The organism is Arthrobacter sp. MP_M4, from assembly GCF_035984855.1.
Classification (GTDB): Bacteria; Actinomycetota; Actinomycetes; order Actinomycetales; family Micrococcaceae; genus Arthrobacter.
On record NZ_JAXCHX010000003.1, the window covers coordinates 132,522 to 148,870 of the forward strand.

General features: G+C 67.8%; 11 protein-coding genes. 1 reads left to right on the forward strand and 10 read right to left on the reverse strand.

Annotation, left to right across the window (positions count from 1 at the left end; all coding sequences use genetic code 11):
• Positions 1 to 15: 15 nt before the first annotated feature.
• The 6 genes from RCH15_RS05235 to RCH15_RS05260 form a co-directional block, all read right to left on the reverse strand.
• Positions 16 to 906, reverse strand: a complete 891-nt coding sequence (locus RCH15_RS05235; protein WP_326958770.1) for an ABC transporter permease — start codon at positions 904 to 906, stop codon at positions 16 to 18.
• Between the two features lie 3 nt (positions 907 to 909).
• Positions 910 to 1,854: an ABC transporter ATP-binding protein gene (locus RCH15_RS05240; RefSeq protein ID WP_326958771.1), complete on the reverse strand. Its 945-nt coding sequence runs from the start codon at positions 1,852 to 1,854 to the stop codon at positions 910 to 912.
• Positions 1,855 to 1,984: 130 nt separating this feature from the next.
• Complete coding sequence (locus tag RCH15_RS05245) at positions 1,985 to 3,481, reverse strand: bifunctional phosphatase PAP2/diacylglycerol kinase family protein (protein ID WP_326958773.1); 1,497 nt, start codon at positions 3,479 to 3,481, stop codon at positions 1,985 to 1,987.
• A gap of 28 nt (positions 3,482 to 3,509) precedes the next feature.
• Entirely contained in the window at positions 3,510 to 4,697 is a 1,188-nt protein-coding gene (locus tag RCH15_RS05250) for an MFS transporter (RefSeq protein WP_326958775.1), read from the reverse strand.
• Between the two features lie 183 nt (positions 4,698 to 4,880).
• A complete protein-coding gene (locus RCH15_RS05255; protein WP_326958777.1) occupies positions 4,881 to 7,706 on the reverse strand; it encodes an FAD-binding and (Fe-S)-binding domain-containing protein in 2,826 nt (941 codons plus the stop codon).
• A complete protein-coding gene (locus RCH15_RS05260; protein ID WP_326958779.1) occupies positions 7,706 to 9,442 on the reverse strand; it encodes an L-lactate permease in 1,737 nt (578 codons plus the stop codon). The genes RCH15_RS05255 and RCH15_RS05260 overlap by 1 nt, the downstream gene beginning before the upstream one ends.
• A 144-nt stretch (positions 9,443 to 9,586) precedes the next feature.
• Between RCH15_RS05260 and RCH15_RS05265 the strand changes: the two genes are divergently transcribed.
• A complete protein-coding gene (locus RCH15_RS05265; protein ID WP_326958781.1) occupies positions 9,587 to 10,279 on the forward strand; it encodes a GntR family transcriptional regulator in 693 nt (230 codons plus the stop codon).
• A gap of 36 nt (positions 10,280 to 10,315) precedes the next feature.
• Here RCH15_RS05265 and RCH15_RS05270 read toward each other — a convergent pair whose 3' ends face one another.
• The 4 genes from RCH15_RS05270 to RCH15_RS05285 form a co-directional block, all read right to left on the reverse strand.
• On the reverse strand, positions 10,316 to 11,998 hold the full coding sequence (locus RCH15_RS05270) for an ABC-F family ATP-binding cassette domain-containing protein (RefSeq protein WP_326958783.1): 1,683 nt from the start codon (positions 11,996 to 11,998) through the stop codon (positions 10,316 to 10,318).
• Between the two features lie 47 nt (positions 11,999 to 12,045).
• Entirely contained in the window at positions 12,046 to 14,040 is a 1,995-nt protein-coding gene (locus RCH15_RS05275) for a penicillin-binding transpeptidase domain-containing protein (protein WP_326958784.1), read from the reverse strand.
• A gap of 83 nt (positions 14,041 to 14,123) precedes the next feature.
• Positions 14,124 to 14,780 (reverse strand): response regulator transcription factor, encoded by a 657-nt coding sequence (locus RCH15_RS05280; protein ID WP_326958785.1) that lies wholly within the window; start codon positions 14,778 to 14,780, stop codon positions 14,124 to 14,126.
• Complete coding sequence (locus RCH15_RS05285; RefSeq protein WP_326958844.1) at positions 14,777 to 16,108, reverse strand: sensor histidine kinase; 1,332 nt, start codon at positions 16,106 to 16,108, stop codon at positions 14,777 to 14,779. Before RCH15_RS05285 ends, RCH15_RS05280 begins: the two co-directional genes overlap by 4 nt.
• Positions 16,109 to 16,349: the final 241 nt, after the last annotated feature.

The window sequence follows — 16,349 nt, forward strand, 5'->3', positions numbered from 1 at the left end:
GCCTAGACGGTGGGCCTAGACGTCCCGCCGTTTCAGCAGCACGCCGGCCACAACTACCGGAATGACAACCCACGCGCCCAGCACCAGGGCCGCCTGCCAGGCTTCCAGAGTGTCCGGCATGTGCTGTACGGCTGTCATCGGTTCCACCGTATTGCCGGGCAGGTACTTGCGGGCCTCGACGAAAAAGTCGCCCGGGATCAGCTGGAAGGCAATGGGCGCCACGAAGAACAATCCGACCAGGCTCATGATGCCGCCGGCGGAGTTGCGGATCAGTGAGCCCAACGCCATGCCGATGGCTGCGACGGCCGCGACGTAGAGGCTGTTCACGAGCAGCAGTTTCATCGACTGGGAGCTGGCGAGATCCAGCTTGAGGTTGTAGTTCTCCAGAATGGGCAGTGACACGAGGCCGGCCAGGTACACGGACACTGCGGTGAGGACGAACGCCGTCACCATGACCACCAGCAGTTTCGCAGCATAGGCCGGGATCCGTTGGGGAACGGCAGCGAAGGTGGAGCGGGCCATGCCCGTGGTGAATTCGGAGCTCATCAGCAGCACTCCCAGCGAGCCCAGGATCAGTTGGGCGAAGGCGATGCCGGACGTGGGGACGCCGACAGCCAGGTCCGCGCCCTGGGCGGCGAAGGCGGCCGCCGCCTCGGGGTCGCTGGCCGCTGCCTCCGAAAACTGTCCGGTTCCCCAGGCGGAAAGGGCTCCGAAGCCGACGACCACCAAAACGGTGCTGCCAAGCAGGATCACGGTCGAAAGGAGGGTGCGGAACTTGATGAATTCGGAGTTCAGCACCCGGAGGAAACTGGGCCCGGGCCCGGTGCTGGTGGCGGACACTTTGCCGGCGGGGGCATCGGCCGTATGCGCGCCGCGGGGGGACGGTTCAAGGGTGGTTGAGCTCATGGCTTAGTTGCCTCCGGTCTGGACGGGGGCGGTGCCGCCCGTGGTGATCAGCGAGTGGTATTCGACCTCGTCCTTGGTCAGTTCCATGTAGGCCTCCTCCAGGCTGGCCTGCAGCGGGGTGAGTTCGTAGACCATGACGTGGTTCTCGAGGGCGGCCCGGGCGATCCCGCGCGGATCCAGGCCCGTGACCTCGAGCAATTCGTTCTCTTGCAGCTCCACGGACACCCCGTCGCCGGCGAGCAGGCGCATCAGCTGGTCCGGCGCGTCTGTGCGGACGCGCGTGCGGATCTGGCCCTTGCCGGTGATGATGTCCTGGATCGGCGCGTCCGCGATGATCCGGCCGCGGCCAATGACAATGAGATGGTCCGCCGTCACGGCCATTTCGCTCATCAGGTGGCTGGAGAGGAAGACGGTGCGCCCCTCGGAGGCCAGATATTTCACGAGGTTGCGGACCCAGACGACACCCTCGGGGTCCAGGCCGTTGACCGGCTCGTCCAGGATGACGGTCTGCGGATCGCCGAGCAGCGCGGCGGCGATCCCGAGCCGCTGCCCCATGCCGAGCGAGAAGCCGCCGACCTTCTTCTTGGCCACATCGGCCAGTCCCGTCATCTCGATGACGTCGTGGACACGCTTCTTGGGGATGCTGTGCGTGGCTGCCATGGCGCGGAGGTGGTTGTACGCGGAGCGGCTGGTGTGGACGGCTTGGGCGTCCAGCAGCGCGCCGACGTCCCGCAGCGGGGCGGCGTGCCGGGCAAAGGGGGCGCCGTTGACGGTGACGGTGCCCGACGTCGGCCGGTCCAGTCCCATGATCATGCGCATGGTGGTGGACTTGCCGGCTCCGTTCGGGCCCAGGAAGCCGGTGACCCGGCCGGCTTGGACAGTGAAGTTGACTCCGGCGACGGCGGTTTTATCGCCGTAAACCTTGGTCAGGCCTCGTGCTTCGATCATGGAAGCGTTCCTTTGGTAGCAGTGGGGTTCTTGTATCCACCACGCTACGGGGGCGCAGGGCCGAATTCGCCGGTCTCAGGGATGATTCAGGGGCGACTCAGGGTAGTCCGGGAGGATGACGGCTCGGGTCTCACACTGCGGGCGAGTAATACGTCAGGGCGCCCGGCAGCACCGAAAACTCGACGCTTCGTACTCCGGGCATGACTTCCCCGTCCACCGCCAGCACCATGGTGGTATCCCCGGGCTCCACCCGGATGGTGCTGGATTCGCTGAGATGGGTGATCCGCGACGTCGCGACCGTTCCGGTCAGCACCGACCACAGCAACCGGAGCCGGGCAAAGGATTCGTCCGCGGTGATCATGCGCAGGTCCAGGACGCCGTCGTCCAGCACCGGCCGGATAAGCGGGGCATGGTCGCGCGGGAAGTACCGCCCCCGGCCGACGTACAGGATCCAGAGCTTGTGCCGCACCCCGTCAACAATCAGCGTGGTGGGCCGCTCCGCGGCAAACGTCCGGAACATCGCAATCACCCCGGCCAGTGGTTTGCCCAGCGCCGGCTGGAGCATCTCGCGCCGGCGGACCAGGTTGGGGTACAGCCCGATGCTCGCCGTGTTGAGCATGGTCAGGCGCACAAGTTCGGGGCGGTCGGGGAGCCCGCGCTCCACCGCCACCGATCCCAGGTCAGCCCGTGCCGCCTCCCCGCCGGTAGCAGCCGCGACGGCCGCCGCCAGGGTGGGGGTCCCCGCGTCCCGGGCGAAGTGGTTCAGCGTCCCACCAGGGAGGACCAGGAGGGGCAGCGAATTCCCGACGGCGACAGCGGCCGCCGTTCCCACTGTCCCATCACCGCCCCAGACACCAAGGGCCGCGACCCCAGGCCGCAGCGCGACGCGGGCAATCTCGTCGATAAGGTCCTCATCCTGGGCGACCTCCCGAATATGCGCTTTAGGGAATATTTTTTGGAGGGCAGCTGCCGTCTCCTTCGAGTAGGAGCCGCCGAGCGTGTTGACCGCTATGCCCAGGCCTGCACCTTCCGGCAGTTCAGCGGCCTTCACGGCGGTCCGCCGTGTCGGCGGGAAGGGCGGCCGGACGGGCCACCAGCACCGCGTGATGAGGGCCGAGCCTGCGCCGATCGCCGATCCGAAGAACACGTCCGAGGGCCAGTGGGCACCGGTATGGACGCGGGAGTAGGCAACGCCTGCCGCCACCGGCGCAAGGGCCGCTCCGAGGGCGGGCCGGAGAAGGCCGACGCCGAGGGCAAACGCCACGGCCGAGGCCGAGTGGCCCGAGGGCATCGAGGAACTGGAGGGCTGCGGGTGGACAAACCGGTAGGACGGAAGGTGTTCCGGGAGCGGCCGTGTCCGCGGCAACAGGGTCTTGAAGACCAGGTTCGTGACCCCGGAGGCCACCGCCTGCGCCAACACCCCGTGCACAGCGGCACGCCGGGTACGTCCCGGGAAGAGGCCCATCACAGCGGCGAAACCGAACCAGAGCTTGCCCTGGTTGGCCGCGGCGGAGAGACGCCGGAAAAAGGTGTCATGGTCTCCGCCGGGGAGGCCGGACACGGCACGCACGATCTTCCGGTCGAATGCCCCAAGCCGTCCCCTGACTTTCCGCAGCAAGCTTCGCATCCGACCACCTTACTGCCGGAGCAGGGGCTTAGCCCGTGCGCAGGGGCCTCGCGGCGCCGGCGAGCAGGAGTGCACCGACGATGGGAAGCAAAATGGCCAGTAGGGCCAGCCGGATGCCCATCAGGTCCCCGAGGTAGCCGAGCAGCGGCGGGCCGGCCAGGAACGCGAGATACCCGATGGTGGAGACAACCGAGACCCGGGCGGCGGCGTGCCGGGGATCATCGGCAGCGGCGGACATCCCCATCGGGAACGCCAGGGCGGCCCCTGCCCCCCACAGCACCGCCCCGGCGGTAGCCAGCCAGAAGTCCCCGGCCAGGGCGAACAAGCCCAGGCCCGCGGCGGCGGCGGCCATGCTCGCCCGGAGCACGGGCACCCGGCCGTAGGCGTCGATGGCCCGGCCGCCGAAGAAGCGCACCGCGGTCATGGCCAGCACGAAGACGGCGAAGAGCAGCGCGCCGGTGGACTCGCTGGCGTCCAGGCCGTCCACGGCAGCTTTTGCGATCCAGTCGTTTCCCGCCCCTTCGGTGAGCGTCGCGCCCAGCACCACCACGCCGATCAGCAGCGTCCGTCCATCCCGCCAGGCCGACGCGGCAGTGGTTTTCCTGGTTTCGCCCGCCTCGGGACCGGGCTCCGGTAGGTGTGGCAGGAAGTAGCGCGGCGCAACCAGAGTCAGCGCTGCTACGACGACGGCGATGACCAGCAGGTGCGCGGGAAGCCCGACGCCCAGGCCCGCAAGGCCGGCGCCGATCAGGGCCCCCACAAAGGCGCCGCCGCTGAAGGCCGCGTGGAACTGCGGCATGATGGTGCGCCCAAGCTGGTGCTCGACGTCGGCGCCTTCGATGTTCTGGGATACGTCCCAGAGCCCGATGCCCATGCCAAAGAAGAACAAGGCGGCCGCAGTTCCCGGAACGGACCCGCCCAGCAGCGCCAATGCCACGCCAACACCGGCCAGGGCCACCAGAAGACCGGCGGCGCGTACAGCGTTGGCCGTGCCGATCCGGCCGACCACGCGGCCGGCCGTGGGCAGGGCAATCAGTGAACCTGCCGCCACGCACAGCAGCAGGGTGCCCATCTGTCCGGAGGAAATGCCCAGTATGTCGGTCACGGCCGGGATGCGGGCGGCCCAACTCGCGAACACGAGACCGTTGATGCCGAAAATGAGGAAGGTCGCGGCGGTCGCGGCCTTCAGTTGCGGACGGGTTGCCGTCTTCGTCATACGATCACTACTTCCACCGGGTGTTGGGTGAGCTGGTCAAGTTCTTCGGCACAGGGCTGCCCGCATCCAATGGTAAGTACACACAGCTCCATCCCGGCCCTCCCGCAGATCCGGCAACCAACCCTTCGCACCATTTGCGGGTGCGTCGGGGGAAAACGCGCACGACTTGAGGCAACGTTGTGATCAGCGCGTGAGTTCCTCCAGCACCTCAAGCACGTGGCGGTACTGGGCGCCTGTGGCGCGGGTCATGCCCAGTTCGCAGGTGCGGTTGCACGACACATGCGCGGCGGCGCCCAGGTCGGCGACCTCCGCTGCCTGCTTCGCGGTTGCCGAGGCGGTCAGTTCGGGGTGCAACATGCCCCGGTCGCCGGCGAATGCACAGCAGCCCCAGTTTTCCGGAATCTCCACTCGCTCGGCCACGGCACCGGCCACGGCACCGAGGGCGTCGTTGAGGCCCATCCGGGTGGAAGAGCAGGTGGGGTGGAGCGCCAGGGACTCCAGCTTTCGGTGGTCAGACAGCCGGGGCAGGATGTGTTCCGCGGCGAAGTCCACGGCGTCCACCATGCGCAGGGCACGCTGCCCGGCCGCGGGCAGCTCCGATTCCACGGCCTGGCGCAGGCCCTCAGTGCATGAAGAAGCATCACATACGATCGGCAACTCGCCATCCCGCGTTGCCTCCCGCAGGGCGGCCAGGGTTTTCTCCCGCATGGTTGTTTGGCCCGCGGCCATGCCCTTGGAGGACCAGGGCGTACCGCAGCACAGGCCGTCAATACCGGCCGGCACGAGGAGGGTGAGCCCGGCCCGGGCACAGAGCTGTTCGAAGCTGTACTGGACGCCGCGTTCCTCTGCGTTCGACTCTGCTCCTGCGGGGCCGAACATGGTGCCGACACACGCCGGGAAATAGACGGCATCGACGTCTCCTGCCGGTGCGGGACGCTTCCGGACGGAACCGCCGCCGGGCAGTTCGGCGGAATACAGCGGTACGGTATCCGCCCCCAGCACTGCCCGTGCTGCCTTGTTGGGCGGTGCGATGGCCGCGGCCGGGAGCTTATGGACCACCGTCAGCGCGAGGGACGCGCCACGGGTAACGCCTTCCCAGTGCCTGGCGGCGGCGTTCCAGGCGCCGTTGGCGAGCGGTCCGGCGTCGGCCGTCCGCAGGCTCTTGACGAGCGACCCGGTGTTGATGTCCACCGGGCAGGCGGTCTGGCACATGCCATCGACGGCGCAGGTGTCCACGGACTCGTACCCGTAGTCCTTCTCCAGCTCCTTCACCAGCGCTGTGTCTCCGGCCAGCCGGGCGGATTCGATGGCGCGCAGCGTGACGATGCGCTGCCGCGGAGTGAGGGTGATGTCCTTGCTCGGGCACACCGGCTCGCAGTAGCCGCAGGAGACGCAGCGGTCCACTTCCGCCGCGACGGGCGGGACCGTCTTAATGTGCCGCAGGTGAGCCAGCGGATCCTCGTCCATCAGTACGCCCGGGTTGAGCATCGCGGCGGGGTCGAAGAGCTGCTTGATGGTGCGCATGACGTCGTAGAGCTCATCGCCATATTGCCGTCGGACGTAGGGGGCCATGACGCGCCCGGTGCCGTGCTCTGCCTTCAGCGACCCGCCCTCAGCCAGGACCAGGTCCACCATGTCCTCGGTGAAGGCGCTGTAGCGGTCCAGTTCGGCCGTGGTGGCGAAGCCGTCGGTGAGCATGAAGTGGACGTTGCCGTCCTTGGCGTGGCCGAAGATCACGCTGTTGCTGTAGCTGTGCTTGTCGAAGAGCCGGATCAGCTCCCGGCAGGTGCGTCCCAGCACTGAAACCGGCACCACGATGTCTTCCAGCAGCGCAGTGGTGCCCCGGGGGCGCGCTCCGGCGACCGAGGCGTAAAGGCCCTTGCGCAGCTGCCACAGCTGGCCGCGTTCGCGTGAGTCGCCGGTGAACCGCGCCGGGGCGGACAGCCCGAGGCCAGGGAGGATGCCCTCGCCACGGTGCCGGAGTTCCGCCAGTTGGGCGGCGCTGCCGGCAGAGTACTCCACGAGCAGCGCGGCGTGGTCGGACACTGCCAGGTCCCGCACAACGGGAGGTGTGCCCTTGAGCACCTGGCCCACCTTGAGGGACAGCGCATCCATCAGCTCCACCGTGGCTGCGCCGGTCTCGACGAGTGCGGGCAGGGCTGAGTTCGCGGCCTCGAGATCCGGGAACACCAGCAGGGCCGCCGCGGCGTGCGGGAGCCGCGGGATGGTGCGGAACACCGCCTCCGCCACGAACCCGAGGGTGCCTTCGCTGCCGACGATCAGGTGGGCCATGATGTCCACCGGGCCCTGGAAGTCCAGCAGGGAGTTCAGCCCGTAACCCATGGTGTTCTTCATGGAGAACTGTTGCCGGATCCGGCGTACGGAGTCGGCGTTGTTCCGGACACGGTCCGCCAGCCGTGCCAGCCCCGCGTAGAGGTCCGGCTCGAGGGCCCGGAGTTTCCGGTCGGCGTCGGGCGCCCCGGTATCGATCACTGTGCCGGAGGACAGCACCACGGTCAGGGATTCCAGGGTGCGGTAGGTGTTGTCGACGGTGCCGCAGTTCATGCCGGAGGAGTTGTTGGCAACGACGCCGCCGATTGTGCACGCCGCCTCGCTGGCCGGATCGGGGCCGAATTTCCGGCCGTAGCGGGCAAGTCTGGCGTTGAGCGCCCGCACGGTGACGCCGGGCTGGACGCGCACCCGCGCGCCGCCGTCGAGCACGTCAATGTTCCGAAAGTTCCGGCGGACGTCCACCAGCACGCCGTCGGTGACGGCCTGTCCGCTGAGGCTTGTTCCGCCGGAGCGGAAGGTCAGCGGCACGCCCTGGGCGGCGCTGGCGCGCAGTAACCCGCCGACCTCGGCAGCGTTCCCGGCCGTGACCACCGCCTGCGGGATGAGCAGAAAGTGCGAGGCGTCATGGGCGTTGGCGTGCAGGTCGATCGCCCGGGTCTTCACCTGGGCAGGATCCTGCACTGCCAAGCGGAGCCCCGCCAGGTCCAGGGGCGCCATCAGGGGACCATCCAGCCGAGGACGGGGGTGGACTGCAGGAAGATCAGCACGGTGATGAGCGCCAGCAGGCCCAGGCTCCAGCCGATCAGTTTGCGGAACAGGGTCCCCTCGGCGCCGTCAAGGCCCACGGCCGCGGCGGCAACAGCCAGGTTCTGCAGTGACAGCATCTTGCCCATCACCCCGGCGGAGGAGTTGGAGGCTGCCATCAGCACCGGCGACAGGCCGGTCTGCGCCGCGGCAGTGGCCTGCAGCTGGCCGAAAAGGGAGTTGGAGGACGTGTCGGAGCCGGTGAGGGCAACGCCGATCCATCCGATCAGCGGGGAGAGGATGGCGAAGAAGCCGCCTGCGGAGGCAAGCGCGAAGCCCAGGCTGGTGGTCTGGCCGGACAGGTTCATTACGAAGGACAGGCCAAGGACGGCGGTGACGGTGACGATGGTCCAGCGCAGCTGGACAACGGTGTCCCGGTAGATCCGCAGGGCCTGTGAAGCCGAAATCTTGTAGATCGCCAGGGTGATCAACCCGGAAAACAGCAGCAGGGTGCCGGTCGCCTTGAGGTGGTCGAGCTTGAACTTGGTGGCGGCAACCGGCTTGCCGGACGAATCGGTGATGTCCAGACCGGGCCAGGCGAAGCTCACGCTGCCGACCTGTCCCAGCCAGTTCTTGACCACCGGAATCTGGGCCACCGAGAACACCGCGATGATGATCAGGTAGGGGGCGATTGCCATCCAGATCTGCCGGGGTTCCGGCCGGGAATTATCGGTCGGTACCGTGGTGCCTGCCGCGGGAGCTGCCAACGAATGACGGGCGGCGGTCCCGGCGACGGCGGATCCGCCGCTACGGGGGGCGCTGCCGGCCATCAGGGCGACGGCGGCGGCCGCGGCGTCCTCAGCGCCTTCAACGGCGCCTTCCATTCCGATGATTTCCTTCGGCTGCCAGTACTTGAGCATCAGCAATACGGCGGCCACTGTCACGACGGCGGCGACGACGTCGGTCAGTTCCACGGCGAAGAAGTTGGACGTCACAAACTGGGCCACGCCGAAGGTGGCGCCGGCCACGAGGGCCACGGGCCAGGTCTGCCTCAGGCCACGGCGGCCGTCGACGATGAAGACCAGCAGCAGCGGAACGATCAACGCGATGAACGGCGTCTGGCGGCCGGCCATCGAGGACAGGTCATGCAGCGGCAGGCCCGTGACGCCGTTCAGGGCGATGATGGGCGCCGCCATGGCGCCGAAGGCTACGGGCGCGGTGTTGGCCAGCAGCGAGACCACGGCGGATTTCAGCGGTTTCATGCCCGCAGCCATCAGCATGGCCGCAGAGATGGCCACCGGTGCGCCGAATCCTGCCAGGGATTCCAGCAGGGCACCGAAGCAGAAGGCAATGAGGATGGACAGGATTCTCAGGTCATTCGAAATGGAGCGGATGGTCCGTCCCAGCACTTCGAACCAGGGGGTGGCCACGGTAAGCCGGTAGATCCACAGCGCGTTGACCAGGATCCACAGAATGGGGAACAGGCCGTAGAAGATCCCGGCTGCGGTGGCGCTCAGGGCCTGGTTCACCGGCATCTGCCATCCCACGACGGCCAGCACCAGGGAGAGCGCCAGGCTGGCCAGCGCGGCCTTGGGGGCTTTGACCTTGAAAACGCCCAGCAGGACGAAGAGCAGAAGCAGAGGAAGCGCCGCGCAGAGCGCTGAAATCACAAGGGACCCGGCGATGGGGTCGAGGATCTGCTGAAACATGAGTCTCCAGATTGTGTTAGGCGTCACAACACCGTGGCGCCCTCCGATTGTCTTACAAGTACACATGGACGTCAAGAGCTGCTTGTTCTCTTGTCTGGCAGGATTGGGAGTACTTCAAGAAACTCTTGACGGGAAGGAGCCCCGGTGGCCGGGCGAATTACGGCAGTCTCGATCGTGGATGCGGTGGCCTCGGACCTGCGGAGCCGGATCTTTTCCGGGGAGCTGGGGTCTGGGAACGCCCTGACGGAGTCGGAGGTCGCTTCTTCCTATGACGTCGCCAGGCCGACCGCGAAAGCTTCGATCGAGAAGCTGGTTGCCGAGGGTCTGTTGGACCGGGGCACCCACAAAACCGCCCGGGTGGTCGAGCTCGGCCCCGACTCCGTACGGGACATTTATCTCGCCCGCGCCTATCTGGAAAGCGAAGTGCTCCGCCGCCTCGCACGCACGGGGGACGTGCCGGCAGCGGCGGTGCAAGCCAACCGTGACATCGCGGCCGTGCAGACCGGCGCTCCGCTCGACGTCGTCGAACCGGACATGCGGTTCCACACCAGCCTGATCGACGCCGTCGGCAATGAACGCATCAGCCGGATGTACCGCTCGCTGGTGGGAGAGGTGCGGTTGTGCATGGTCCGGGTCCAGTCCCTGCATCTGCTGGACACCGCTTTGATCCAGGCAGAACACCAGAGAATCCTCGAGCTCATTGAGTCAGGCGAGGGCGATGCCGCCGCCGTGCTGCTCGACGAGCACCTGGGACGCGCCCGGGAACGGCTGGTCGCGGCCATGGGTGGAACCCCCGGACCGGAGGCCGAACAAAGCTCCGGACTGCTGCCGCAGTAACCCCACCAGCAGCCAGCTGTTCCGCTAGCTGTACGGCTAGCGGGCGCGTTCGACCCGCTTCTCGTCCCAGACCGGCTCGGCCGATTCGTAGACCTTCCCGTCGGAGCCAAAGACCAGGAAGCGGTCGAAGGTCCGGGCGAACCAGCGGTCGTGCGTCACGGCCAAAACCGTGCCCTCAAAGTGGTCGATGGCCCGTTCCAGCGCCTCGGCCGAGTGCAGGTCCAGGTTGTCGGTGGGTTCGTCGAGCAGCAGCAGGGTGGCGCCGGAGAGTTGCAGGAGCAGGATCTGGAACCGGGCCTGCTGCCCGCCGGACAGGGATTCGTACTTTTGCTCCGACTGCGGGGCCAGACCGTATCCGTCGAGCGCGCCGGCGGCGGCCTCGCGCCCCATGCCCGAGCGGTGTTCGTCGCCGCGGTGCAGGATTTCCAGCAGGGTCTTGCCCAGGAGGTCGGGCCTGACATGGGTCTGGGCGAAGAAACCGGGCCGGATCCGGGCGCCGAGCTTTACCGTGCCCTCGTGCGGGACCTCGGCAATGTCCACTTCGGACACCGGCAGGTGCTCCCGCTCGGGATCGGTGCCGCCGGTGGCCAGCAGGCGCAGGAAGTGGCTCTTCCCGGAACCGTTGGAGCCCAGGACCCCCACCCGGTCGCCGAACCAGACCTCGGTGGAGAAAGGCTTCATCAGGCCCGTGAGTTCCAGCTTCTCCGCCACGATGGCACGCTTGGCGGTCCGGCCGCCCTTGAGCCGCATTTGCACGTTCTGCTCGATCGGCAGGGCCTCGGGCGGACCGGCTTCGAGGAACTTCGCCAGCCGGGTCTGGGCGGCGTGGTACCGGTTGGCCATGTCGGAGCGGAACGCGGCTTTGTTCTTGTACATGTTGACGAGTTCCTTGAGCTTGATGTGCTCCTCGTCCCAGCGTTTCCGAAGCTCCTCGAAGCGGGCGTTCCGGTCGGCCCGGGCATCCACGTAGGATCCGAAACCGCCGCCGTGGATCCAGGCCCCGGCACCGTTGATGCCCGGCTCCAGGGTCACGATGCGGCCCGCGGCGTTGTTCAGCAGTTCCCGGTCGTGGCTGATGAAGAACACCGTCTTCTTCGACTCGTTCAGCTTCGCCTCCAGCCAGCGCTTGCCGGGAACGTCGAGGTAGTTGTCCGGTTCGTCGAGGAGCAGCAGCTCGTCGGGGCCGGCGAAGAGCGCCTCAAGCACCAGCCGCTTCTGCTCACCGCCGGAAAGGGTCGACGCCGGCCGGTGCTGTGCCCGGTCAAAGGGCAGGCCGAGGGCGGCCATGCAGACTTCGTCCCAGACCGTCTCGACGTCGTAGCCCCCGGCGTCCCCCCAGTCAACGATCGCCTGCGCATACGTCATCTGGGCGGGCTCGTCATCGTGCTCCATCATCGCCAGTTCCGCGTCGTCCACGGCGCGGGCGGCGGCCGCGAGGGCGGGGGGCGCGGCCGAGACGAGGAGGTCGCGGACGGTGGAGTCGTCCCGGACCTGACCGACGAACTGCCGCATGATGCCCATATTCCCGGAACGCCCAATGACGCCTTCGTCGGCGATGAGATCGCCGGAGATAATCCGGAACAACGTAGTCTTGCCGGTTCCGTTGGGACCAATCAGCGCCGTCTTGGTGCCGTCCGGAACCTTGAAGGTCACGCCGTTGAGCAGTTGGGTGCCGTCGGAGAGGAAGTAATCGATGTTGGAAACGTCAATATGAGCCACGGTTCCATCCTCCCATGGCCGTCCCCGCGGCCCCGATCCGCCGGCGTTCAGCCCGCGGCGGTGAGGAATTCCTTCAGCAACGGGCCAGAAACGGTGGCACCGAGGCCGCCTTCTTCGACGAAGACGGCAACGGCGAGGTCGCCGTGAACGGCTACGATCCAGGCGTGGGTCTTGGGCGGGTTCTCGTCACCGAACTCCGCGGTTCCGGTCTTCGCCCCCACCGGCGCTCCGGGAACGGCGGCCAGGAAGCCGGCGTGCCCGGAGGTGACTACTGCACGCATCATGTCCGCCAGGGCGGTGGCTTCCGCCGCCGTCACCGGCGTGCCGGATGCCTTGGCCGGAGCGGGAGCTGACGAAGTTGGTGCCGCAGCGGACGGCGTTGATTTAGCAGCTGCTGACGCGGTGGCCCCCGCGGCTCCGGCTGCCACGCCGGGATTCACCACAAGCTGCGCTGCGACGGGGGCGCCCTTGGCGACCGAGCCTGCCATGATGGCGGCAGTGAGGGGGGACATCAGCACCTTGCCCTGGCCGATCATTGAGGCGGCGTGTTCGGTACCGGAGGCGTCGCCCGGAACCGAGCCCAGAAACGCCGAAGCGCCCAGCGACGGGGCATCCACTGCCACGCCGAGCGACGTGGCAGCGGACTCGAGCTGGGCCTGGGTGACCGCGTCGCGGGCGTTGATGAACGCGGTGTTGCAGGAGTGTGCGAAGGCATCACGCAACGTCACGGATCCCAGGGAGGAGGCCGGATAACCTTCTGCGTTTTTAAAAGTGCGGCCATCGACGGAAAGTGTCGCCGGGCACTCCACCAGGGAATCCGGAGTCATGCCGTTGCGGATCATGGCCAGTGAATCCACGATCTTGAAGATGGAACCGGGGGCGTACTGGCCCAGCAGGGCAGTGTCGTAGCCGTTGCTGCCCGGCCCGGAGGCGGCGGCGAGGACGGCGCCGCTGGAGGGCCGGAGCGCCACGATGGCCGACGCCGGGCCCACCTTGCCCAGCACGTCCTCGGCCAACTGCTGCAGTTTCGGGTCGAGGGTGGTTTTCAACGGGGTCCCGGGTACCATCGGCGCCTGGAACAGGACCCGGCGACCGCCGTCGGCCAGGCCCTGCCGCTGCTCAACGGTCAGGCCGGTCATTTGGGCAAAGATCTGGGTGCCGTCGCTGCCGCGAAGCTGCGCGTCGTACTGCTGCTGCAGTCCGCCGGTGCCTGTGATGTCCCCTGCCGTGAGCTCCCCGCCGGATTGCTCAATCTGTTCGGCATTCGCCTCGGCCGCGGTGCCCAGCAGGGCCCGGGCAAAGCCGCGGCTGGGGGCGAGGGGCTGGGAGTCTGCGATGGCGCGGGCCCCCCGGATCGCAGCGATCTGATCCTCCGTGATGGTCCGGCCGTCCTCGCGCAGGGTGATGGCTGGGACGAAGGCCTCGGGGCCGGCCGCTTGGACCTGCTGGACGTAGGCCGCGGGGTCCACGCCCACCAGCTGTGCGAGTTCGGTGGCAGACGGGGCAGGATCGGCGGCGGCCAGCAGAGGTTTGTCGATGCCGACGTTCACGACCGACCGGTAGGTGACCAGCTTGGTGTCCCCTGCGCCCAGGATGTCGGCCCGCTGCGGGGTGTCGGTCGCTGTGCCGAGGACTTCCCCTTCAGCCAGGTCCGGCACCAGAAGCTGCGGGCTCCAAACAGTGACCCACTTGTCCCCGGATTTCTTCAGCTGGGCGGACGTGGTGTACTTCCACTCCCCTGAACCGATCTTCCAGACGTAGTTCAACGGGACCGTGGCGGTGTCCTTGTCGAGCGTCAGCTCACCGCTGTCCACGGCGGGCTTGACCGGGTTCAGTGCTTTGAACACTTCCTTGAGCTGACCGTCCGCCGCCGTGGACTCTTTGCCCTCGAACGGCACAGCCCCGACGTCGAGAGCCGCAACGGCGGAAGCAAGCTGCTTTGCCGCGTCCTGCGCGCCGGCGCGGCCGTCGGAGCAGCCCACCAACGAGCCGCCAAGAATGAGCCCAACCAGGGCCAGTGAAAGTTTTGATGAGTTCCCCATCGCGCCATTATGCCCTGAACGCCGGACAATTTCCTTGTCACATGGTCCCGCCGGCGGGCTGAGCGCAGCACCGGCGGGCGGACTCAGAAGCGCCGGATGATCCTGCGCTGGGATGCCACGGCGATCGCCGCGGTACGGTTGTCCACCCCGAGCTTGCCGTAAATGTGCACCAGGTGAGTTTTGACCGTTGCCTCGGAAATGAACAGCTGTTTGGCGATGGCCCGGTTGCCCAGCCCGGTCGCCAGGAGTTCCAGTAATTGGATTTCCCGGGCGGACAGGACCGGTTCAGGATTCCTGATCCGGCCCATCAGCCGGGCGGCGACTTCGGGGGCCAGCGCGGTCTGGCCCGCCGCGGCGGAGAGCACAGCCTGGCGGATCTGCTCCGGCGGGGCGTCCTTGAGCATGTAGCCGCTTGCGCCAGCCTCCACTGCGGCGAGGATGTCCGCGTCCGAGTCGTAGGTGGTGAGGATGAGCACGGGCGGGGACGGCCGGCCTGCGAGTCCGGCTTTGATCCTGCCGGTCGCCGTGACGCCGTCCATACCGGCGCCCATCTGGAGGTCCATGAGGACGACGTCGACCGTCTCGCCGAGGGTTTGGAGCCGCGACAGCTCTGCCAGCGCTGCTCCGCCGTCGGCCGCCTCGGCCACCACGGCAATGCCCTCGAAATCGCCCAGCATGGCGCGTAGCCCGGCCCGGACCACCGGATGGTCATCGACTAACAGCACGTGGATAGCGTTCATGACTCTTTCCGCACCGCAGCGTCGCCGAGCGGGAGGCGGATAGCCACTACGGTTCCTTCACCGGGTGTGGATTCAATATCCAGCCGGCCGGCAAGTACCGCCACCCGTTCCCGGAGCGACGTCAGCCCGTAACCCGAGCCATCAGCGCGGCTGGAGACCGCCGCGACGGCAACGGGATCAAACCCTTCCCCGTCGTCGTAGATATCCATCGCTACCTCGCTGCCCAGATACGACAGGGTGACGACGGCGGTGCGCGCTTGGGCGTGTACCCACACGTTCGCGAGGCTTGCCTGCGCGGCCCGGAGCAGGGTGGTGCGGTACTGGTTCGGCAGCTCCACGGGGGCTCCTTCGAGGTCGAAGCGGCAGCGCAACCGGGCCCCGCGGGCGGTCGCCTCGGTTTCCGTTTTTTCGCACAGCCGGCGCAGGCTTCCCACCAGGGGGTCCTCCGTCGGGTCCTCCGTCGGGTCCTCCGTCGGGTTCTCCGCCGGGTCCCCGGCCGGGCCACTCGCCAGGGAGGGTGGCTGCAGGCCGCGGACAAAGTTGCGAGCCTCCGCCAGGTTTGCCGAAGCGGTCTCTTGCACCGTCCGGAGCCGCTGCCGGGCCAGGGCGGTGTCCCCGTCGTCGAGTGATTTTTCCGCCGAACGGCCCATCAGCACGATGCTGGAGAACCCCTGGGCCAGCGTGTCGTGGATTTCGCGGGCCAGCCGGGTCCGCTCGGCCAGGGTCCCGGCTTCATGCTGGCTGCGGGCAAGTTCGGCCCGGGTGCGGCGCAGTTCCTCAGCGGCGAGCCGCTGGTTCTCGGCCTCCAGGTAGAGCGCCCGGTAGGCCAGGCCGGTGACCACCGCAAAGGCCGCCCCGAATGCCGGTCCCAGCACCATCGGTAGTTGCAGGGCACTCCCGTCCTGGCCGGCGTTGTGAAACCACGAGGCCGCCACCACCAGCACGGTGCTGAGCGCGATCGCCGGCAGGGCCAGGCGCAGATCCAACACATGCAGCTGCAGGAAGAACAGCGGAAAGGCCAGCCACACGAAGTCGGCGCTGGCCCAGATCAGCAGCAGCCAGAGGAGGCAGACCACTCCCAGCCACAGGCCCGAATACGGTCGAGGATCGAACCGGGACGGATCGGTGGCGTGGTGTTTCTCCAGGACCGTGCCCAGAAGGTAGACGGCAGCAAGCACCACGGCGGTGCCCAGGGCGAGCCAGCCCGTGCCCGGAAGACCCGCGCCCAGCAGCCGCACGCAGCCGACGACCAGCAGAATAGCGAAACCGCTGTGCAGACACCCCCGCAGAACGCGCAGAATCACGTCCGCGTTACTCCCACCCGCCATCGGCGCGCCGGCCGGTGGGCCGTCTGCGTTCCCAATCATGGTTTCAGCGTAGCCCGCAACGGTCCGTTTCCCGCCGGCGAGCCCTGCCCTCACGCCACGATCAACCTTTTGTATGATCCGCAGTTCAACCTTTCCGGCGTCCAGCCCAACCGTGCGGGCGATGTCCGCCCGGCCCCGCCGCCCGAGGCTTGTAACAACAAGACGCCCCCCACGTAAAGGACCCCTGAGTATCCCGCTATCC

Coding starts and splice junctions, on each gene's coding strand:
- RCH15_RS05260 (WP_326958779.1), bottom strand. CDS start 9,442: ATGTTTCAGCAGATCCTCGACCCCATCGCCGGGTCCCTTGTGATTTCA.
- RCH15_RS05255 (WP_326958777.1), bottom strand. CDS start 7,706: ATGGCGCCCCTGGACCTGGCGGGGCTCCGCTTGGCAGTGCAGGATCCT.
- RCH15_RS05285 (WP_326958844.1), bottom strand. CDS start 16,108: ATGGCGGGTGGGAGTAACGCGGACGTGATTCTGCGCGTTCTGCGGGGG.
- RCH15_RS05235 (WP_326958770.1), bottom strand. CDS start 906: ATGAGCTCAACCACCCTTGAACCGTCCCCCCGCGGCGCGCATACGGCC.
- RCH15_RS05275 (WP_326958784.1), bottom strand. CDS start 14,040: ATGGGGAACTCATCAAAACTTTCACTGGCCCTGGTTGGGCTCATTCTT.
- RCH15_RS05280 (WP_326958785.1), bottom strand. CDS start 14,780: ATGAACGCTATCCACGTGCTGTTAGTCGATGACCATCCGGTGGTCCGG.
- RCH15_RS05250 (WP_326958775.1), bottom strand. CDS start 4,697: ATGACGAAGACGGCAACCCGTCCGCAACTGAAGGCCGCGACCGCCGCG.
- RCH15_RS05245 (WP_326958773.1), bottom strand. CDS start 3,481: ATGCGAAGCTTGCTGCGGAAAGTCAGGGGACGGCTTGGGGCATTCGAC.
- RCH15_RS05240 (WP_326958771.1), bottom strand. CDS start 1,854: ATGATCGAAGCACGAGGCCTGACCAAGGTTTACGGCGATAAAACCGCC.